Genomic DNA, 19,923 nt, shown 5'->3' on the forward strand with positions numbered 1-19,923 from the left:
TTTTTATTAAAGTTGATAATTTAATCCAATACTAATATTTCTGCCCATATTGAAGATGCCATCAGGCTTTAAACGCGACAGATGGTTGATGTAAGTTTTATTAGTTAAGTTTGTTCCCGAAATATTAATTGTAGCTTCATTTTTAAACAAGCTGAAGCTACCACCAAAACCAGCACTAAGTAAGTTGTAACCATCGGTTGTAGTTTCAAAAATCCCCACATTATTTTGGTTAAAGGTGCTTGCAAGTTTAACAAATGCATAGGCATTATTGAGCCAAGGTCTTTCAAATTCAACTCGTAAAACATTGCTTAAAGAATTTGCAGGGATAAGTGGCAAATAGTTGTCATTGTCCTGTTTTCCAGTAACCGTTTCAAAACTTGATTCAATATGTAACCAATGGATAGGGTGCGGGTGGATATGCAGTCCTACTTCTCCACCATATAATTTGGCATCATTTTGAATATAATCATAAACAGGCGTATTGTTTGTTATAGCGCCATTAGGAGATAGGTAAATATAATCGTTTACTTTGTTATAAAACCCATTAGCGAAAAACTCAACATGTTCGTTTTTGTATTCTAAGGCTAAATCCCATTGAAAATTTTGTTCATTATTTAAGTCAGAATTACCTACTTCGTAACGATTAGATGCATGGTGGATGCCATCGGAAGTTAATTCGGCTAAATTAGGGGCTCTAAATCCTGAAGCAAAGTTAAAACGCGCTGTTAAATTTTGGCTTAGGTTTGTTTTGATACCTAACGCCCCATTAAAACTGTTAAAATCTCTATTCAATCCTGAAACAACATTAATCTTTCGGTTGTCGTAGCGTGCCCCTAGTTGAATATCAAGATTATTGAAATGAATGTGTGAAGTTCCCATTACTCCAAAATCGTTGGTGGTAGCATCGGGGATTAATTGTTCTTCACCGTAGTTTGTATTCACTTGATGCATGCCTTGAACACCGATTATAGTTTCAAATTTACCTAGTTCCGGTAAGGTGTATTTAATATCATAATTGGCCGTTTTTAATTTCATTTGTAAAGCAGCCTCTAGAAACTCATGTTCCTCATGATGTTCCTCTTCGTGTTCCTCATGATGTTCCTCTTCGTGTTCTTCAAGATGTTCATCTTCATGTTCCTCTTCGTCATGATGATGTTCATCTTCAAACTCTTTACGATCGTTGTATATGTAGCCTAAATTAATATCTAATTTTGATGCATTCAAGAAAATTGTAGTTTTCGAACTGAATACATGATTAGTAATATCCTGAAAAGGGAGTAACGGTGTTTTTAGGGTGCTTTGTTCACCAATTTCCTCTGGTATCCCTAGTTTTGAATGGTTCACATTATATCTAAAATCCGTTTTAAAGGAATTTTCCTGATATCCTATACCAGCTTTAAAATCTTGTTCTCTAAATCGGGTATTTGTCACGCGGTAGTCAGATGTGTTATAATCAGAATGTTCGCTAAGGTTTCCTCTAAACAAGAATTTAAAATTGTTTTCTGAAGCTTTGTAGCCTGCCCCTGTATTGAATCCTTGGGTGTTACTAAAATAATTACCACCAAGATCTCCTTTTGATGTGCCTTCTGCTGCAAATTTTTCAGGGTTGAGATACAAAACGCCTCCAAGCGCATCACTACCATAAAGTAAGGAAGCCGGACCTTTAATTACCTCTACACTTTCAACACCACTGCTACTTACTCCAAGACCATGTTCACCTCCGAATTGCTGATTTTCTAGTCTCACGCCTTGGGTGTAAACCAAAACGCGATTAGCACTTAAACCACGTATAACAGGTTTGCCTATACTTAAACCTGTGGTTACACTTTCAACACCGGCAATATTGCTAATACCATCAATTAAATTAATTGCACCATTGGCATTTAAATCTTTTACAGAAGCACGCTCTACCTTCATTACATTTTCACTTTGCAATTTATGAAATGGTGTGGAAATAATAATATCCTCCATTTCTATAGCTGATGCATCCAAACGTATTTCAATGTATTGCAAATTAGGAACATTTACATTTATAGCCTTAGTTTCGTAACCCAGAATAGAAATAACTACTTTGTAATTTCCCGATGGCAGATTATTTATTGTGAAATTACCAAGATCGTCGGTTGTAGTTCCTTTTTCAAGGTCTGTAAAATAGATATTAGCATAGGTTAGGGGGGTGCTGGTATCATTATCTAGAACCAAGCCTTTTAAAGTATTTTGTGAATATAAATGAGTCACTGCTAAAAACAGCAATATATTTAAAAGTAATCGCATATTACGTATATTTTATCTGGTGTCAAAACGCTGTTAATTTCCTCAAAAATGAAATTTAACAATTATGACTTTCAGATGATTTTATAAATTAATTGTGTTTACTGGTAAACTTACCAGTGTATTTATTGATGGTTAGATAAGGGAAGGGGGGCCGCGTAATGCGGTTTGTAAGCGTTGATACTCGCTTAAAAATTGATATTGTGAGACTATTTGAATTGATTCCTCTTTTATTAAGAAAATATTATATTTAAAAAAGTGAAAAGTGTAGTTATGAAAAACCTTGTATTTGTAGAAATCACAATCAAGGTTAAGTTCGTGTAAGTGCGTGGTTTTTTCTCCTTTACAAATATCATGATGGTGGTGCGCAAAAAGGTGAGCAAACTTATTGATAGTAGGAGTAAGTAGTGCAATAGCTAAAAGCAATGCTACTATTTTTAACGCCTTATGTATCTTTAATTGTTGCATTTAGTCTAAAAAACGCTTTAAACCAAAACGTATTAGTATTTTTTTTGCAAAGTTCCAAAAAAACTCGAACTGACCAAACAACCAACCAAAAGAAACTAATAATATTTGATAAAAGATTAGGCCAATAAAAATAAATAGAATCCAGTAAAGAACAGGGTTTAGATTTTCTTGTGTAATTCCAATTAATTTTATTAATGGTCGGCTAATGTATAGCGATGAAGAGCCTGTTAAGGCAAAGACAATGTAAATACGAATAAATTCCCAACGGTACTTAACAACCCATTTGTTTTGCAGTTTTTTAAACGTGAACAGGACAAATTTTAATAAAAGGTAGTAAATAACAAGGCTTAACAATACATTAAAAATGATATGCTCTTCCTTTATGAAAATAAAAGACAATTTAAATGCAGAGTAGGCTAGAATAATAACCCCTAAAAAAGGAAAGACGAGCTGCCAGTTTTGCTGTATTTGCCAACGTTGTTTAAATGTGTTCACCTTTTATATAGTTGTTGGGGCAAAAGTAATGAAAGCAATTAAATTCTAGGTAGAAAACCTGTTAATTGTTGATTGTAAGTGAGCTGAAAATAAATGAAATAATTGTAAAGTTTGTAATTTACTTCGTAACCATAATCTATGTTGGGCTGATAGTCTATTTGAAGCTGATATAAATTAGGGTTATACCTCGAAGGTTGAAGCACACGGTTATTCCATTCGTTTACAAAAAAGAGATTTCTGGTTTCTAAATATTGCTGAGAATAATAACCTTCAGGTTTTGCAATACTATTTAACCAGTAATTAAAACCAGGCTCTATGATAATAATTTCATATTCCAAATCATCATTAGCTATACTAACGGTATCACTTAATTTAGTAGCACTTAATTCTTCTTTATTACTTTTATTTGCAACAGGTTTTGCAGTGTTACATCCAATTACAAGAGCCATAACGATTATGATGTAAAGAGATGTTTTCATAGCTTACAAAGTGTTGTTTTAGAGTTAACTATTTTACTAAATATACGAAAAATTAAAGCGGAATGGAAGGGGTTTAACAAAATAAAAACGTCAAACCATAGGGTTTGACGTTTTATGATTTATATTAACTAAAGGAATTAATTTTTAAACAAGCCTCCTAAAAGTCCGCCAAGCCCACTTTTCTTTTTATTTCCTCCTAAAACCATCCCAGCAACATCGTCTATTACGCTACCGTCGCCATCAGCATCTAGAATGGATTCAAGAAAACTTTGTTCACTTTGCGGAGAGTTACCGCCAATTAAGCCGCCAAGTAAACTTTCTAACCCGTTGGAACTATTTACATTTTCTTGTTTCGCTTTATTTCCTAAAACTCCCATTAAAATTGGAGCTGCCACTTTTAATATTTGTGCCACCGATCCAGAATCCATACCAGCCTTTGCGCCCAGTACATTTTCAACATGTTGCTGTTTACTTCCTAAAACATGGTTTAATATTTTACTTCCATCTGTAATAACATTTTCATCAACACCTCCATGAAACAAATCGCCTAAGTTATTTAGAATGCCTCCGTCATGCTTGCCACTATTTAGAGCACTCAGTAATCCTTCTGCTCCTTCTGGAGATGATGCATTGCGTTTCATGGCCTGCATTAAAACAGGCAAAGCCATAGTTAAAACGTCTTGTGTTTTTCCTTTTGATTGATTCGTTTGATTTGATACACCATTGACTATGGATTGTCCTAAATCACTGTTTAATAAGTCTAAAATGCCAGACATGATATTGTTTAATTTTATGGTTAATAAATTTGCTTAGTTATGGGATAAAAAAAGTCCCATACATACGTATAGGACTCCATTTTGTTATCAAAGTCACATTAAAATTAGCCTAGAATACTGCTAATTTGTTCTGCAAGTTCTGTTCCAATTCTATCTTGAGCTTCGTTTGTTGCCGCACCTGTATGAGGTGTTAAAGATAACGAAGCATTCATTAATAATTGAATTTCAGGAGTTGGTTCTTTTTCAAAAACATCTAATGCAGCTCCTGCTACTTTTCCGCTTTCAATAGCTTTAACTAAAGCTACTTCATCAACCACACCACCACGGGCTGCATTTGCTAAAAACACACCGTCTTTCATTAATTCGAATTCTGGAGCTCCTATTACATACTCTTTTTGAGCTGGAACGTGTAAAGTTATAAAATCGGCTTGTTTTAAAACCTCCTCTTTAGAAATCGTATTGATTTCGAAGTTTACTTTTTGGCCATCGAAAAATTCTAATTCTAAATTTGCTTTTTCCATAAACGGATCGAAAGCAATCACTTTCATTCCTGCACCTAAAGCTACTTTGGCTGTTGCCTGACCAATACGGCCAAAGCCTAAAACACCTAAAGTTTTACCCTTTAATTCGACACCTTTTCCATACGCTTTTTTAAGGGCTTTAAATTTCGTGTCTCCTTCAAGAGGCATTTCTCTGTTAGAGTTATGTAAAAATCGCGCTAATCCGTAAAAATGAGCAAAAACTAATTCTGCTACCGAGTGCGATGAAGCTGCTGGGGTGTTAATTACCGAAATACCTTTTTCTCTGGCATACTCTACATCGATATTATCCATGCCAACACCTCCGCGACCAATGATTTTAATACTTGAACAAGCATCTATAAGGTCTTTGCGTACTGTTGTTGCACTTCGCACCAATAAAACACTAATTTGATTATCGTTAATATAATTTATTAACTGTTCTTGAGCTACTGTTGTAGTAATAACTTCGAAACCTGCCTTTTCTAGGGCTACGATACCACTTTTTGAGATACCGTCGTTTGCTAATACTTTCATTTATCTAGGTTATAAGTTAAAAGGTTGAACGTTAGAAGTTCAACTGAAAATTAAGTTCTTTATTTGGTTTAAGCTTTGTTTTCTAATTCACTCATTACTTCAACTAAAGCTTGTACACTTGCTAATGGTAAGGCGTTGTACATTGAAGCTCTGTAACCTCCAACACTACGATGACCATTAACACCGCTAATACCAGCTTCTTTTAACATGGTGTCGAAAGTTTCCTTTAAGTTTTCGTTTACTAAATTGAATGTTGCATTCATTGGAGAACGGTCTTCTGTTGCTGCAAAACCTTTAAATAGAGGGTTAAGATCTATTTCAGAATACATTAAAGTGGCTTTTTTCTCGTTCTCTTTTTCAATTGCTTCCAGACCGCCTTCTTTCTTTAACCATTCTAAAGTCAACATAGAAGTGTATACCGCAAAAACAGGTGGCGTATTAAACATACTTCCGGCACCTATATGTTTTTGATAATCTAAAATCGAAGGAATGTTACGTGTTACTTTTCCTAATATATCTTCTTTAACTACAACTAATGTTGTCCCGGCAGGCCCCATATTTTTTTGAGCACCAGCATATATTAAATCAAATTTTGAATAATCAATAGCACGTGAAAAAATATCGCTACTCATATCACATACTAAAGGCACTGATGTCGTTGGGAATGATTTAAACTGCGTACCAAAAATAGTATTGTTTGAAGTAATATGTAAGTAATCAAGATCTGAAGGAACTTCGAAACCTTTTGGTATATAATTAAAGTTAGCATCACTTGATGAGGCTATTTCAACAATATTACCAACTTTTTGAGCTTCTTTTATAGCTTTTCCACTCCAAGCACCAGTATTTACATAACCTGCTTTTGTTTCTAAAAGATTCATTGCGGTCATTAAAAACTGAGTACTGGCACCTCCTTGTAAGAATAGTGCTTTATACCCTTTACCTTCTAAACCTAGTAATTCAATGACTAAGGCTCTGGCTTGCTCCATGATATCGACAAAAGCTTTACTTCTATGTGATATCTCAATTAATGATAAACCTTCATTGTTATAATCAATTACGGCTTGAGAAGCCTGTTGAAGTACTTCTTGTGGTAAAATACTTGGGCCAGCACTAAAATTATGTTTTTTCATTTTTGTTGTAGAGTTGTAAATTTTAAAGATACAAAGTTGCTAATTAATTGATGATTTCGTACTGAAAATTCAATAATTTTTTCGTCAAATTGATAATAAAAATTCAACAGAATCGACGCTATCCGCATAATCCCAAAGTTCGGGTTTTTGGGTGGCTCCAAAAGGAATTTCATTTTCAGTAAAACCTTTGGCTACAACGCACTGAATTTGTTTTTCGTCGGCGACTATTTTTTTCTTTACTTCATCTAAATTTTCATAATACTCATAAAATACTGTTGCAATAGGAGAGGCGTAACTCTGATCTTCCTTAATCATTAAAAAGCCATTTTCGAGCATATCAAATTCACTCATCAAATATACCGCTTTATTGTAATCGTAATTATTCGCGTATTTTGCTTTTTCAATAATGGGGTGCCATTTGTACATGGCATTAAAAAAGGCATCAAAATTATAGTCTTTTGGGATAAATAATTTAGAAACATTTCGGCAACCTAAACCGTAATACCTGAAAATATCTTCGCTTAACTTTTCAAGTTCATTTTGGGTTTCGTTTCCTGTTAGTACAGCAACCGAATTTCTGTTATTTCTTATTATAGATGGTTTGTTTTTGAAGTAATATTCAAAATAACGTGCGGTATTATTACTTCCGGTGGCTATAACGGCATCAAAATTTTCAACTTTATCTTCGGTAAATTTAATACGACCTTTAAATCCAGGTTCAACGAATTCTAAATATTTAGCAAGGTAGGGAAGCATATGCTTGTCATTCGACGATTGCTTTACCAGTACCTTATGTCCTGTAATTAATACAGTTAAAAAATCGTGAAAACCTACTAATGGAATATTTCCGGCCATAATTATAGCAACTTCCTTTTGTTCGGTTTCTTGAATATCATAAGGACTTAACCATGTTTTAAATTTATCGGCTGTCAAGGATTCACTCCAACCTTTTAGAGCGAATTTTATATTTTCTTGGGTAAACCAACCATTATGTTCTTCGGCTAATTTTAATTGATGTTGAAATCCGTCGAAAAACATATCGTTAAATTCAACAGTATTTTGTTTTACCACAGTATCATTAGAAAATTGACGTATAAAATCTCCTAATTTTACAAAAGCATTAATTCTTTGCTGTAAATTCATTCTGAATTTGGTTATGAATAGTTTTGGCTTTATTTTTGCTTTGCAAAGTTAGAAAAATGAAACGAATCCGTTTTTTTAATCTGCATTTATTTAAGTATTAAAAATGTGATATTAAAAGCCCTTTACATGGTGCTTTTTGCATTTTATAAACAAGAAAAACTAATTGAATAGAAGAAGCTATGGCTATTATAATAACAGATGAATGTATTAACTGTGGAGCATGTGAACCAGAATGTCCTAACACTGCAATTTATGAAGGTGCAGACGATTGGCGTTATAAAGATGGAACAAGTTTAACAGGAAATGTTGTTTTAACAAACGGAACCGAGGTTGATGCAGATGATGCTCAGGAACCTATTAGCGATGAAATTTATTATATCGTACCAGACAAGTGTACAGAATGTAAAGGGTTTCACGACGAGCCGCAATGTGCTGCTGTATGTCCGGTAGATTGTTGTGTGCCTGATGATGATCACGTAGAAACTGAAGAGGAATTATTGGCAAAACAGCGTTTCATGCATCCTGAAGATTAAATTAATATTCATTTTAGATACAACTAAAAATCCTAAGTGTATGCTTAGGATTTTTTTATTTTAACAGATATTAGATTCTAAACCTATAAATAAGAGTGGAATTAATTACATTTGCACTCGCAAAATTTAGCTTTTTATAGGTATAAGGAGTTATTCAGAAAAAAATAGTATTATTAAAGTGTTCCGTTAAAAGGAAATAAACATAATTTTTACATGAAAGCAGGTATTGTAGGATTACCAAACGTAGGGAAATCAACTTTATTTAATTGTTTGTCTAATGCTAAAGCGCAAAGTGCGAACTTTCCGTTTTGTACTATCGAGCCAAACATTGGTGTGGTAAATGTTCCAGACCCACGATTAGAAAAGCTCGAATCTTTAGTAAACCCTGAGCGTGTTATGCCTGCTACCGTAGAAATAGTCGATATTGCCGGTTTGGTAAAAGGTGCAAGTAAAGGTGAAGGATTAGGAAATCAGTTCTTAGCTAATATTAGAGAAACCGATGCTATTCTTCATGTGTTACGTTGTTTTGATAACGATAATATTGTTCATGTTGATGGAAATGTAAATCCTATCCGCGATAAGGAAACTATCGATATGGAGTTACAACTTAAGGATTTAGAAACCGTTGAAAAGAAATTAGATAAAGTTAAGCGTGCTGCTAAAACAGGTAATAAAGAAGCTCAAAAAGAGGAAGCTGTATTATTGCAAATTAAAACGGCTTTAGAAGCTGGGACTTCGGTTAGAGCCTTAGAGTTTAGCGAAGACGATTATGCCGATTTTGTGAAACCATCGCAGTTTATTACTGATAAACCTGTAATGTATGTTTGTAACGTAGATGAAGGTTCGGCGGTCTCAGGTAATGCTTATGTAGAAAAAGTACGTGAAGCCGTAAAAGATGAAAAAGCTGAAGTTTTAGTGCTTGCTGTGGGTACAGAAGCCGATATCAATGAATTGGACGATTACGAAGAACGTCAGATGTTTTTGGCTGATATTGGTTTAGAGGAACCAGGATCGTCAAAATTAATTCGTGCAGCTTACAAATTACTAAATCAACAAACTTATTTTACTGCAGGTGTAAAAGAAGTACGTGCCTGGACGGTGAGTGTTGGAGCTACGGCACCTCAGGCTGCTGGTGTGATACATACCGATTTTGAAAAGGGTTTCATTCGTGCGGAAGTTATTGCGTACGATGATTATGTAGCTTACGGTAGTGAAAGTAAAGTAAAAGAGGCCGGTAAAATGCGAGTTGAAGGGAAAAATTACATAGTTAAAGATGGAGATGTCATGCACTTCCTTTTCAATGTATAAATTTCTTAAGGTACAATAAAACAAAAATCCTGTATTGAAGCGCAATACAGGATTTTTTTGTTTATAACTTATCTTATTACTTAAACGTATTGAATCTCCGGTTCATGATATGTTTTCCGTCCATGTGAATTTCCATAACATAACGTCCTTCGTCTAAATGACCTACATTTAAATCGGTTTTAGTGTTTTGCACATGATCAAATTCATGTTCTTCCATAAATACGCCATCTTTGGTAATCTTTATTTTTAGCTTGAATGGGGTATTGGCTGTGGTATAAACGCTAAGGCTATCGTTGGTATATCTGGGGTAAATATTAACGGAATACTTAGGAATGCTTAAGTCTGTTTTTGCATCTTCTTTTGTTCTGAAAGCGTATAACGTTTCATTGCCAAAATCACTTTCAAAAGCTTGAATAATATTACCGCTTAAATCCTTTAACTGAAGCCTTCCAAAACCTGCTTTTCTGTTATACCAAAATTCAATTCCATCACCCACAGTATCTGTTAACTTTAAATTATATACACCTTCTTTAAGTTTTAGGGTATCTAAGTGTTGGGTTTTTGGAGACAGACTGTTAGGTGTTTTTTCAAAAACTAATTCTTTGTTTTCGTTTTCAATAGTTAAATGATTTTCACCTGGATTATTATTAGTTAAAAAATCAACCACAATATCGGTTGGTAGGGTAGGAATGTCGTTAAATTGAGATGTTAGTGTGTTGTCTGCTTTCCATTCATCTTCCTGCAAATTAGGTTTTGATAAGGATACAAAAAATGTATTAATGCCAGAATTGGTATCTATTTCGCCAGGAATTGTGATAATTGTGGATTCGTAAAAGTTTAAATTACCAACCCATTCCATACGTTTTGCTTCAAAACCTTCTGTTTTATAGGTGACAGTTAGTGATGTTAAAGGCGCTTTTCCTAAATTTTTAATTTTAATTTGAGGATTAAGGCTTGTCGGGTTTTGTCTGTTATACGCAACATCATTATTAGGTGCAATTATTTCTTCAATAGCAACATCATTCGTGTGATTTGGTGCTTCATATTGAAAGAAATATGACGTAATTTGCTCCTTAGGTTGATCGATATTATTTGCGGTAAACGGTTCCATATTTAAATCTAAAACATGTGTGTTTTCGTTTAAAGGCATGTCAATCAGGTCAGGTAATTGTAAATCACCAGGACACCAGTCGGCGCGATCGAAAATCCATGTACCTCCCTGCGGGAATAATGGGTTATCACTACATTCCTTCCACAAATCACGTTTGTCAATAGTTTCACCATCAAATGTTAATTCACGCCATCGGCTACAAAATTCACTACACCCGCTTGGACGATCCATACCGTGACCTGTATGTTGAATTCTAAACCTGCCGAAACTAGCATTTTTTGCCTTAGAAATAGTTATAGGAGACAGCTGGTTTTCTATGTCGTCTTCAGGATTTCCGTATTGAAAATTGCCTTCCCACATATTTTGAACAGAAACAAAGTTAGCAACCGGTGGACCAAAATCAACTTTAAAACCAATGGTTAAATCCCAACCTGTTTCCGGCGATTCGTATCCTGAATGTACATACGCCACCTGAACGCTATCGCGTAAAAAAGGAGCAAAGTCGGTAACATCGGTTTTCCAAGTGTAATTCCACCCTTCCTTAAAGCTACTTCCGTAAGGTGTAAGCATGCGGCCTATTTCGAATTCACGTTCCGCATTATTTTCGTCTTTACATATAATTTTTACACGGTCCATATAATCCCAATGAGCTATTTTCATGGTTTCAGGGTAAGCTAAAGTCAGATACATGGTAATTTTTCTGATATCTTCCGATTTGGAAGGAAATTTAGCCCATTCGGTATAGGTGTTTATGCCTTCCTTTGGATTAGTAACAATAGTCGTTTTGTTATGCGTCTTAACATGAATACTCTTTTTTAATTCAGGTTTTTTACATGCTATAAAAAGAAGTAAACTTGTAAATATTACATATTTCATCGGTGAAAATATTTGTTAGGGGATTAATTATTATTTATTGTAATATTAACTTAATATCCTGGGTTGGTTCAGAGGTGGTTTCTATGGTGAAATTCTGTTCTATATCGTTTTTAGGGTTGGTAACCAAGGCATTATAGGTGGTGTTCTTTTTTAATTTTACTTTAAAAAACTTATTCATATCATCTGTTGGTCTTGGAGAATAACCGAAATCCACAGCTTTATCATCCTCATAAATATCGACTCTGCAATCTAATCGAGCATCGCTACTTTCAGTATTATCATTTTTAAAGACTACAATGTTTGCCATGAGTTCGTCTTCTTTGAGAGGTGAATTTTCTAAGGATTTTTTGTATAAATCGATATAGCGCTGTGTAACGTTCACACCATGGATATATGGCTTCTCGTTACTTTTATCTGCGCGGCGTTTCCATTCGCGTAATTTAGATAATGTGCTTTCGTTTAACATAGTCGTATCTAATTCTTTTAACAAGAATTTTGCAGCGCGTCCTGCATAATAAAACTGCCCTGTTGGTTTATAAGACACGGCGTAAATCCAGTGCAAGGGGTTATTAGGGTCTGCTTTTCCGGCGTCAGCTAAAAACCATGATTTATTTAAATCTTCGGGATAATATTCTATAAATTTCCATTCGTTGTCAATCCAAACTTCGCACCAGGTATGATTTCCTTTCATATTGGTCCACATGGCTGTACCTGCTAATCTTGATGGGATACCTACAGCTCGAAATGCATCGGTTAATATAATAGACAATCCTGTACAAGTTGCCATGTTTTCTGCCATAGCTTCTTTAGGGCTCGAATCTACTATAGAGCGTTTTATATTATATTCAACTTTAACTTCTTTATTTATAGGGTTAGCAATGGCAAAAATAGCATCCCTTAAATTGGTTTCATCACTTACGTACTTTTTAAAACGCTCATAAAAGTCTTTCCGCCAAGGGTCTCTGGTTTCAGCTACGTTGGTGTATGGTAAAACTTCGTTGAAAAAAATTGAATCTGGTAGCGTTTTGCACCAAGGGAATTCTGCTCGGGCTTTGTAAGCGTATTTAGCATTTTCCAATAAAAAATCGGCTTTAAGTGTTGTTAAGTCGCGTTCTGGCATATAGCTAATTAAAAATGCCATACCCTCCTTTTGATCTTTGGGAGCTTCAGTTAATGCTTTTAAAATTTCAGGGGCATTGTCGTTGGCTTTTACAAAAGCACTATCTAATAGGGTGTGATATTGCTCAGGAACGTCTGGATATTTAGATTGGCAACTCAATAAAACGGTTACGGAAATAAGTAATAATGCTATTTTTTTCATGGTTTAGGATAAAAATTTTAAAAATTCAAATTATGAAAAAAGGCGGGATGGTACTTTATAATTTCGACTAATAACACATTTTTAAATCTGAACATCGTAATATTATTTTATTTCATATTGTCTTTTTAAAATAGGTGTTTATTTTCGATTCAAATTAGTATAGACATCAGAGTCAAAAAAAAACAGGCATCTAGGTTCTAGCGGTCTATTTATTAGAAAAAAATAATTTATTGAAACAAATAAAATCTACAAAAACATTTATTTACGGCGTTTTAATTGGCGTTTTAGCCGTTACCATGTTTTCGTCCAAAGCAGTTATGGTTAAATTAGCATATCAATATGAGGTTGATGCTATAAGTGTTTTATTGCTGCGTATGTTGTTTTCTTTTCCGTTTTATGTGTTTATCGCTTTTTTATATCGCAATAAAGGAAACGATAATGCTGTGCAACGAAAAGATTTCGTTTGGCTTGTGTTTTTCGGTTTCGTTGGGTATTATTTGGCTAGCTATTTCGATTTTGTCGGACTCACCTATATTAAAGCTAGTTTAGAGCGTATTATTCTTTTTATTTATCCAACAATAGTACTCGTTTTTAATAAATGGTTTTTAAGTAAGCCTATAACTAAGATCCAGGTTGGCGCTATTATTTTAACCTATATAGGGGTGGTTATTGCGTTTTGGGATGAGGTTGCTATTTCTGGAGACGCTACCTTTTTGGGTGGTATTTTTATATTTTTGAGTGCTGTTACTTATGCTTCATATTTGGTAGGTTCAGGCTGGTTAATTCCAAAGTTTGGCGTTGTAAAATTTACTTCATATGCTATGTTAGTATCATGTGTATGTGTTTTTGTTCATTATGGGATTATTAATAAGATTAGCTTGCTTAGTTTTCCGTGGCAGGTTTATGGTTATGGCTTTTTAATAGCTATATTTGCAACGGTGATACCGTCATTTTTGGTATCGGCTTCTATAAAAATGATTAGTTCGTCAAACTTTGCAATTGTAGCAGGTGTTGGACCTATTTCAACTATAGTTTTAGCAGCCATTTTTTTAAATGAAAAATTAACATTGTTACAATGCTTAGGTGCTGCTATTGTGATTATTGGAATTTTATTTGTGTCCTTAAAAAAGGAAACAAAAAATTAATTTCTAGGTTCTTAACAAAAATACAGGTATATATTGTTAATTATTTTGTGAAAAGGGGGTTTCTTTTTTTAATGGGTTGTATTATATTAGCGTCAAATCTCAAATAAAACTTACTGAATATTTATGGCAGAAGAAACCAATTACACCGAAGATAATATACGTTCGTTAGACTGGAAAGAGCATATTCGAATGCGTCCAGGGATGTATATCGGTAAACTTGGTGACGGATCTTCACCAGATGATGGTATTTATATTCTTTTAAAAGAAGTTTTAGATAACTCTATTGATGAGTTTGTGATGGGGGCCGGGAAGACCATCGAAATTTCCATACAAGGTAATAAAGTAATTGTAAGAGATTTTGGTCGTGGTATTCCGCTAGGAAAGGTGGTCGATGTTGTTTCCAAGATGAATACAGGAGGGAAGTACGATTCCAAAGCCTTCAAGAAATCTGTCGGTCTTAATGGTGTTGGTACCAAAGCGGTGAATGCGCTGTCTTCGTACTTTAGAGTTGAATCTACCAGAGATAACAAATCGGCATCAGCTGAATTCGAAAAAGGCGATTTAATAAATAAAGAATTTCTTGAAGAAACTTCACGCCGAAAGGGAACTAAAGTGTCTTTTGTTCCTGATGAAACCATTTTTAAAAATTATAAATTTAGAAATGAGTACATCGTTAAGATGCTTAAAAACTATGTGTACCTAAATCCGGGGTTAACCATTGTTTTTAACGGCGAGAAATATTATAGCGAGCATGGTTTAAAGGATTTATTATCTGAAAACATTAATGTCGATGATAGATTATATCCTATAATTCATTTAAGAGGTGACGATATAGAAGTTGCTTTAACGCACAGTAAAACACAGTATAGTGAAGAGTATCATTCGTTTGTAAACGGACAAAATACAACACAGGGAGGAACGCACCTTAATGCGTTTCGTGAAGCGTTGGTAAAAACTATTCGTGAGTTTTATGGTAAAAATTATGATGCTTCCGATGTTCGTAAATCGGTGGTAAGTGCGATAGCCATTAAAGTGATGGAACCGGTTTTTGAGAGTCAGACCAAAACAAAATTAGGGTCTACCGATATGGGGGGCGATTTGCCAACGGTAAGAACCTATGTAAATGATTTTGTAAAAACCAATTTAGATAACTTTTTACATAAAAATCCTGAGGTTGCCGATAAGCTTCAACGCAAAATATTACAAGCCGAGCGCGAGCGTAAGGAGCTTTCTGGAATTAGAAAATTAGCCAAAGACCGCGCTAAAAAGGCCAGTCTTCATAATAAAAAATTACGAGATTGTCGTGTGCATTTTGGCGATCTCAAAAATGAGCGTAATCTGGAAACCACCTTGTTTATTACGGAGGGAGATTCGGCATCTGGAAGTATCACTAAATCTAGAGATGTAAATACTCAAGCGGTTTTCAGCTTAAAAGGAAAACCATTAAACTGCTATGGTTTAACCAAAAAAATTGTATACGAAAACGAAGAATTTAATCTGTTGCAAGCTGCTTTAAATATAGAGGAGTCATTAGAGGATTTACGCTATAATAATGTTGTAATTGCTACAGATGCCGATGTAGATGGGATGCACATTCGTTTATTATTAATAACCTTCTTTCTTCAGTTTTTTCCGGAAGTCATCAAAGAAGGCCATTTATACATTTTACAAACCCCTTTGTTTAGGGTTAGAAATAAAAAGGAAACCATTTATTGTTATACCGAGGAGGAGCGTATTAACGCTATCGAAAAATTAAAACCAAAACCAGAAATTACTCGATTTAAAGGTTTAGGTGAGATTTCACCAGATGAGTTTAAACATTTTATTGGCGACGATATTCGTCTGGATCCTGTAATGCTGGATAGCAATATGTCTATTGAAGAATTATTATCATTTTATATGGGTAAAAATACACCTTCAAGACAAGAGTTTATAATTGATAATTTAAAGGTTGAATTAGATATTATTGAATAAACAACTATTTGAATTATTAAAAAATTATTATTTCAACGTTAAATTACGAATATGTTATAAAGTTTCGTTAAAGTAGATATGTACTTATTGCGTTTAGAATTATTTTTGTAGAAGAAAAACAATAATAATTACCTGGTTAATCAGGGTTAAAAACGAAATAAAATGTTATACACAAAAGAAACTTTAGAAGAAACAAAAAGAGATTATTCTTATTTACACGTTGAAAGCACAAGCACAGTAAATAGAAAACGTAAAATTAAAATTAAAGGGCGAGTATCCCTAAGCGGAAAGCCCAAAGTAAATTAGCAAAACTAAATGATTGAAGAAGGCGACGATTTAATAAATAACGAACAAGACGAACCGCAAGAAACAATTACCCGTGTTACGGGAATGTATAAAGATTGGTTTTTAGATTATGCCTCGTACGTTATATTAGAACGGGCCGTACCTGCAATAGAAGATGGGTTTAAACCTGTGCAACGCCGTATCATGCATTCCATGAAGGATTTGGATGACGGTCGCTACAATAAGGTAGCTAATATTGTAGGTCATACCATGCAGTACCATCCTCATGGCGATGCCAGTATTGCCGATGCTATGGTGCAAATAGGTCAAAAAGATTTGTTAATTGATACTCAGGGAAACTGGGGTAATATATTAACAGGCGATGGTGCTGCTGCTTCTCGTTACATCGAAGCGCGTTTATCTAAATTTGCGCTCGATGTCGTTTACAATCCAAAAATTACAGAATGGCAGGCCTCATATGATGGTCGACGAAAAGAGCCAATTAATTTACCAGTAATGTTTCCGCTATTGCTAGCGCAAGGAGCAGAAGGTATAGCAGTAGGTCTTTCCACAAAAATATTACCACATAACTTTATAGAACTTATTGATGCCTCAATAAAGCATTTACAAGGAAAACGCTTCACCATAGTGCCCGATTTTCCGACAGCAGGTATAGCTGATTTTTCTAATTATAATGATGGTATGCGTGGTGGTAAAGTTAGAGTTCGAGCAAAAATATCTCAACTTGACAAAAATACGTTGGTCATTACGGAGTTGCCATTCGGAACGAATACCTCTTCGCTTATAGATTCCATTCTTAAAGCCAATGATAAAGGGAAAATAAAGATTAAAAAAATTGAAGATAATACGGCTGCTCAGGTTGAAATTTTAGTACACTTACCATCTGGGTTGTCTCCCGATAAAACCATTGATGCTTTATACGCGTTTACAAGTTGTGAAAGTTCGATTTCGCCACTGGGATGTGTTATAGAAGATAATAAGCCTCTATTTATTGGTGTTAGCGAAATGCTTCGCCGTAGTACCGATAATACGGTTCAGCTTTTAAAGCAGGATTTAGAAATTAAACTCGGTGAGTTTGAAGAACAATGGCACTTTGCATCTTTAGAACGTATTTTTATTGAAAATCGCGTGTACCGCGACATCGAAGAAGAAGAGACCTGGGAAGGTGTCATACAGGCTATTGATAAAGGACTTCAACCGCATATAAAACATTTAAAAAGAGCGGTTACCGAAGAAGATATTGTACGTTTAACAGAAATCAGGATTAAGCGTATTTCTAAATTCGATATCGATAAAGCGCAGCAAAAAATTGATGCATTAGAAGAACAAATTGCGCAAATAAAACATCATTTAGAACATTTAATTGATTACGCTATAGCATATTTTACCAGACTTAAAAAGGATTATGGTGAAGGGCGAGAGCGCAAAACAGAAATCAGGACGTTCGACGATGTGGACGCAACAAAAGTGGTTATTCGTAATACAAAACTTTATGTGAATCGTGAAGAAGGTTTTGTAGGCACCTCTTTAAAACGAGACGAATATGTATGTGATTGTAGCGATATAGACGATGTTATTGTCTTTACAAAAAATGGAAGCATGATGGTTACCAAAGTCGACACCAAAACTTTTGTGGGTAAAGATATTATTCATGTTGCTGTATTTAAGAAAAAAGATAAACGTACTATTTATAACCTTATTTATCGCGACGGTAAAGGTGGTCCATCTTACATAAAGCGATTTAATGTAACCAGTATAACCAGAGATCGCGAATACGATTTAACCAATGGAAACAAAGGGTCTACCTTATTGTATTTTTCAGCGAACCCAAACGGTGAGGCCGAAGTTGTAACTGTCTTTTTAAGACAGGCAGGAAGCATCAAGAAGTTAAAATGGGATATTGATTTTGCTGATATTTTAATTAAAGGAAGAAATTCAAAAGGAAATCTGGTTACCAAATACAGTGTTAAAAAAGTAGAGCTTAAGGAAAAGGGTGTTTCTACTTTAAAGCCAAGAAAAATATGGTTCGATGAAACCGTTCAGCGTTTAAATGTTGATGGTCGAGGTGAATTACTGGGGGAATTTCGTGGTGAAGATAAATTGTTAATCATTAACCAAAAAGGAATTGTAAAAACTGTAACACCAGAGGTGACATTACATTTTGACAACGATATGATAGTGCTGGAAAAATGGATACCTAAAAAGCCAATTTCTGCAATTTATTACAATGGAGAACGTGAGTTGTATTACGTAAAGCGTTTTTTAATTGAAAATGAAGGCAGAGAGGAACTGTTTATTCCGGAACACGAAAATTCACGTTTGGAAATAGTATCTACTGATTGGTTACCTATGGCAGAAGTTGAGTTTGTGAAAGAACGTGGTAAAGACCGAAAAGATAATTTAGAAGTTAATTTAGAAGAATTTATAGCGATTAAGGGGATTGCGGCAATTGGAAATCAGTTAACTAAAGATAAGGTGAAACAAATTAATTTGTTAGCCCCCTTACCTTTCGAAGCGCCTGAAGAAGTACATGCAGATGATCTAGAGGTTATTGATGAGGAGACTGTAGCTGGTAATGATGGAGATTCAAAAACATCAGATGATGACGGCCAACCAACATTATTCTAATTTGCTTTATCTTGTTTTTTCTGAATCCTAAAGTTTAAAAATTCAACAAACAGCGAAAAGGCTATAGCAAAATACAAATAGCCTTTAGGTATAGCTCCAACAGTATTGCCAAATAATCTGGTATGCGATAGGTGAGCTGCTTCGGTTATTAGCATAAAACCTATAAGGATTAAAAAGGCTAATCCAAGCAACTGCATACTGGGATGTGTGTTTATGAATTTTCGAATAGGGTTCGCAAAACCAATCATAATAGCAATCGAGATAACTACAGCTATTATCATCAACATTAGGTTATAGTTATGGTTTTCATGTAAGCCATTAGTCATGCCCACTGCTGTTAAAATAGAGTCAATAGAAAAGATAAAATCTATTATAAGAATTTGGACTAAAGCTTGCGATAAGCTTTTTAGTTTCTTCTTGTTTAAATTGTCTTCGTCATGTTTTGGCATTTCTACTTTTTCATGAATTTCAGAGGTGCTTTTAAAGATTAAAAACAAGCCTCCAGAAAATAAAATAATAGCCTGCCAGCTTACAGCTATGTGTATCCAAGATAAATCAATGGTGTAAAAAGGGTCTTTTAATCCAATTAAAAACGTTACAAAAAAGAGCAAAATAATACGCTGTACCATCGCTAACAGTAAACCTATAGTTGTCGCCTTAGATTGTTGATTTTCTGGTAATTTATTGGCGGCTATTGAAATAAAAACAATATTATCTATACCTAAAATGATTTCTAAAAATGTTAAGGTCAGTAGCGCCATAATAGCATCGCTGGTAAAGAGAAAATCTAACATAACTATAAATTTTAAGAGCTAAATTTAATCAATACAGATTAATTTCTGTAAAATTTACAATTGTGTTTGTAATGAAAATAAGGTTTTATAAATTGAAGGATTTTTAA

The 19,923-nt window shown here is 34.3% G+C and carries 17 protein-coding genes; 6 read left to right on the plus strand and 11 right to left on the minus strand.

Annotated elements, in window-relative coordinates; genetic code table 11:
• Positions 1–6: 6 nt before the first annotated feature.
• The 8 genes from ICJ83_RS10975 to ICJ83_RS11010 form a co-directional block, all read right to left on the minus strand.
• The gene (locus ICJ83_RS10975) at positions 7–2,274 is read right to left on the minus strand and encodes a TonB-dependent receptor (RefSeq protein ID WP_188230442.1); all 2,268 of its coding nucleotides are present in this window, start codon (positions 2,272–2,274) and stop codon (positions 7–9) included.
• 132 nt (positions 2,275–2,406) lie between these two features.
• A complete protein-coding gene (locus tag ICJ83_RS10980) occupies positions 2,407–2,739 on the minus strand; it encodes a hypothetical protein (protein ID WP_188230443.1) in 333 nt (110 codons plus the stop codon).
• The gene (locus ICJ83_RS10985) at positions 2,740–3,234 is read right to left on the minus strand and encodes a DUF6787 family protein (RefSeq protein WP_188230444.1); all 495 of its coding nucleotides are present in this window, start codon (positions 3,232–3,234) and stop codon (positions 2,740–2,742) included. It lies immediately after the preceding gene.
• A gap of 38 nt (positions 3,235–3,272) precedes the next feature.
• Complete coding sequence (locus tag ICJ83_RS10990) at positions 3,273–3,713, minus strand: DUF6146 family protein (protein ID WP_188230445.1); 441 nt, start codon at positions 3,711–3,713, stop codon at positions 3,273–3,275.
• A 137-nt stretch (positions 3,714–3,850) separates the two neighbouring features.
• A complete protein-coding gene (locus tag ICJ83_RS10995) occupies positions 3,851–4,489 on the minus strand; it encodes a DUF937 domain-containing protein (protein ID WP_188230446.1) in 639 nt (212 codons plus the stop codon).
• A gap of 104 nt (positions 4,490–4,593) precedes the next feature.
• Positions 4,594–5,544 carry a D-2-hydroxyacid dehydrogenase gene (locus ICJ83_RS11000; protein ID WP_188230447.1) on the minus strand — a complete coding sequence of 317 codons (951 nt, stop codon included), beginning with the start codon at positions 5,542–5,544 and terminating at the stop codon, positions 4,594–4,596.
• A 68-nt stretch (positions 5,545–5,612) separates the two neighbouring features.
• On the minus strand, positions 5,613–6,677 hold the full coding sequence (gene serC / locus ICJ83_RS11005) for a 3-phosphoserine/phosphohydroxythreonine transaminase (protein ID WP_188230448.1): 1,065 nt from the start codon (positions 6,675–6,677) through the stop codon (positions 5,613–5,615).
• Between the two features lie 84 nt (positions 6,678–6,761).
• Positions 6,762–7,820, minus strand: a complete 1,059-nt coding sequence (locus ICJ83_RS11010) for an acyl-CoA reductase (protein ID WP_188230449.1) — start codon at positions 7,818–7,820, stop codon at positions 6,762–6,764.
• A 179-nt stretch (positions 7,821–7,999) separates the two neighbouring features.
• Between ICJ83_RS11010 and ICJ83_RS11015 the strand changes: the two genes are divergently transcribed.
• Both ICJ83_RS11015 and ychF read left to right on the plus strand, forming a co-directional pair.
• Entirely contained in the window at positions 8,000–8,353 is a 354-nt protein-coding gene (locus tag ICJ83_RS11015; protein ID WP_188230450.1) for a 4Fe-4S dicluster domain-containing protein, read from the plus strand.
• Between the two features lie 213 nt (positions 8,354–8,566).
• Complete coding sequence (gene ychF / locus ICJ83_RS11020; protein WP_188230451.1) at positions 8,567–9,661, plus strand: redox-regulated ATPase YchF; 1,095 nt, start codon at positions 8,567–8,569, stop codon at positions 9,659–9,661.
• Between the two features lie 76 nt (positions 9,662–9,737).
• On the opposite strand, the gene ICJ83_RS11025 is transcribed toward ychF, so the two are convergent.
• Positions 9,738–11,648, minus strand: a complete 1,911-nt coding sequence (locus ICJ83_RS11025; protein WP_188230452.1) for a peptide-N-glycosidase F-related protein — start codon at positions 11,646–11,648, stop codon at positions 9,738–9,740.
• 34 nt (positions 11,649–11,682) lie between these two features.
• Entirely contained in the window at positions 11,683–12,969 is a 1,287-nt protein-coding gene (locus ICJ83_RS11030) for a transglutaminase-like domain-containing protein (protein WP_188230453.1), read from the minus strand.
• A gap of 230 nt (positions 12,970–13,199) precedes the next feature.
• On the opposite strand from ICJ83_RS11030, the gene ICJ83_RS11035 reads away from it, so the two are divergent.
• The 4 genes from ICJ83_RS11035 (at position 13,200) to ICJ83_RS11050 (ending at position 19,022) form a co-directional block, all read left to right on the plus strand.
• Positions 13,200–14,114 carry a DMT family transporter gene (locus tag ICJ83_RS11035; protein ID WP_223154741.1) on the plus strand — a complete coding sequence of 305 codons (915 nt, stop codon included), beginning with the start codon at positions 13,200–13,202 and terminating at the stop codon, positions 14,112–14,114.
• A 123-nt stretch (positions 14,115–14,237) separates the two neighbouring features.
• Positions 14,238–16,088 carry a DNA topoisomerase IV subunit B gene (locus tag ICJ83_RS11040; protein WP_188230454.1) on the plus strand — a complete coding sequence of 617 codons (1,851 nt, stop codon included), beginning with the start codon at positions 14,238–14,240 and terminating at the stop codon, positions 16,086–16,088.
• Positions 16,089–16,250: 162 nt separating this feature from the next.
• Entirely contained in the window at positions 16,251–16,394 is a 144-nt protein-coding gene (locus ICJ83_RS11045) for a hypothetical protein (protein ID WP_188230455.1), read from the plus strand.
• A 9-nt stretch (positions 16,395–16,403) separates the two neighbouring features.
• Positions 16,404–19,022, plus strand: coding sequence for a DNA gyrase/topoisomerase IV subunit A (locus tag ICJ83_RS11050; RefSeq protein ID WP_188230456.1), 2,619 nt, complete (start codon positions 16,404–16,406; stop codon positions 19,020–19,022).
• Here ICJ83_RS11050 and ICJ83_RS11055 read toward each other — a convergent pair.
• Positions 19,019–19,816 carry a TerC family protein gene (locus ICJ83_RS11055; RefSeq protein WP_188230457.1) on the minus strand — a complete coding sequence of 266 codons (798 nt, stop codon included), beginning with the start codon at positions 19,814–19,816 and terminating at the stop codon, positions 19,019–19,021. The two genes, ICJ83_RS11050 and ICJ83_RS11055, sit on opposite strands and share 4 nt — an antisense overlap.
• Positions 19,817–19,923: the final 107 nt, after the last annotated feature.

This window comes from Aestuariibaculum sediminum, from assembly GCF_014596945.1.
Classification (GTDB): Bacteria; Bacteroidota; Bacteroidia; order Flavobacteriales; family Flavobacteriaceae; genus Aestuariibaculum; species Aestuariibaculum sediminum.

Bases quoted from the DNA above. Each gene is read 5' to 3' on its own strand.
- ICJ83_RS10975 (WP_188230442.1), bottom strand. From the start codon at position 2,274: ATGCGATTACTTTTAAATATATTGCTGTTTTTAGCAGTGACTCATTTA.
- ICJ83_RS10980 (WP_188230443.1), bottom strand. From the start codon at position 2,739: ATGCAACAATTAAAGATACATAAGGCGTTAAAAATAGTAGCATTGCTT.
- ICJ83_RS10990 (WP_188230445.1), bottom strand. From the start codon at position 3,713: ATGAAAACATCTCTTTACATCATAATCGTTATGGCTCTTGTAATTGGA.
- ICJ83_RS10995 (WP_188230446.1), bottom strand. From the start codon at position 4,489: ATGTCTGGCATTTTAGACTTATTAAACAGTGATTTAGGACAATCCATA.
- ICJ83_RS11000 (WP_188230447.1), bottom strand. From the start codon at position 5,544: ATGAAAGTATTAGCAAACGACGGTATCTCAAAAAGTGGTATCGTAGCC.
- serC (WP_188230448.1), bottom strand. From the start codon at position 6,677: ATGAAAAAACATAATTTTAGTGCTGGCCCAAGTATTTTACCACAAGAA.
- ICJ83_RS11010 (WP_188230449.1), bottom strand. From the start codon at position 7,820: ATGAATTTACAGCAAAGAATTAATGCTTTTGTAAAATTAGGAGATTTT.
- ICJ83_RS11015 (WP_188230450.1), top strand. From the start codon at position 8,000: ATGGCTATTATAATAACAGATGAATGTATTAACTGTGGAGCATGTGAA.
- ychF (WP_188230451.1), top strand. From the start codon at position 8,567: ATGAAAGCAGGTATTGTAGGATTACCAAACGTAGGGAAATCAACTTTA.
- ICJ83_RS11025 (WP_188230452.1), bottom strand. From the start codon at position 11,648: ATGAAATATGTAATATTTACAAGTTTACTTCTTTTTATAGCATGTAAA.
- ICJ83_RS11030 (WP_188230453.1), bottom strand. From the start codon at position 12,969: ATGAAAAAAATAGCATTATTACTTATTTCCGTAACCGTTTTATTGAGT.
- ICJ83_RS11040 (WP_188230454.1), top strand. From the start codon at position 14,238: ATGGCAGAAGAAACCAATTACACCGAAGATAATATACGTTCGTTAGAC.
- ICJ83_RS11045 (WP_188230455.1), top strand. From the start codon at position 16,251: ATGTTATACACAAAAGAAACTTTAGAAGAAACAAAAAGAGATTATTCT.
- ICJ83_RS11050 (WP_188230456.1), top strand. From the start codon at position 16,404: ATGATTGAAGAAGGCGACGATTTAATAAATAACGAACAAGACGAACCG.
- ICJ83_RS11055 (WP_188230457.1), bottom strand. From the start codon at position 19,816: ATGTTAGATTTTCTCTTTACCAGCGATGCTATTATGGCGCTACTGACC.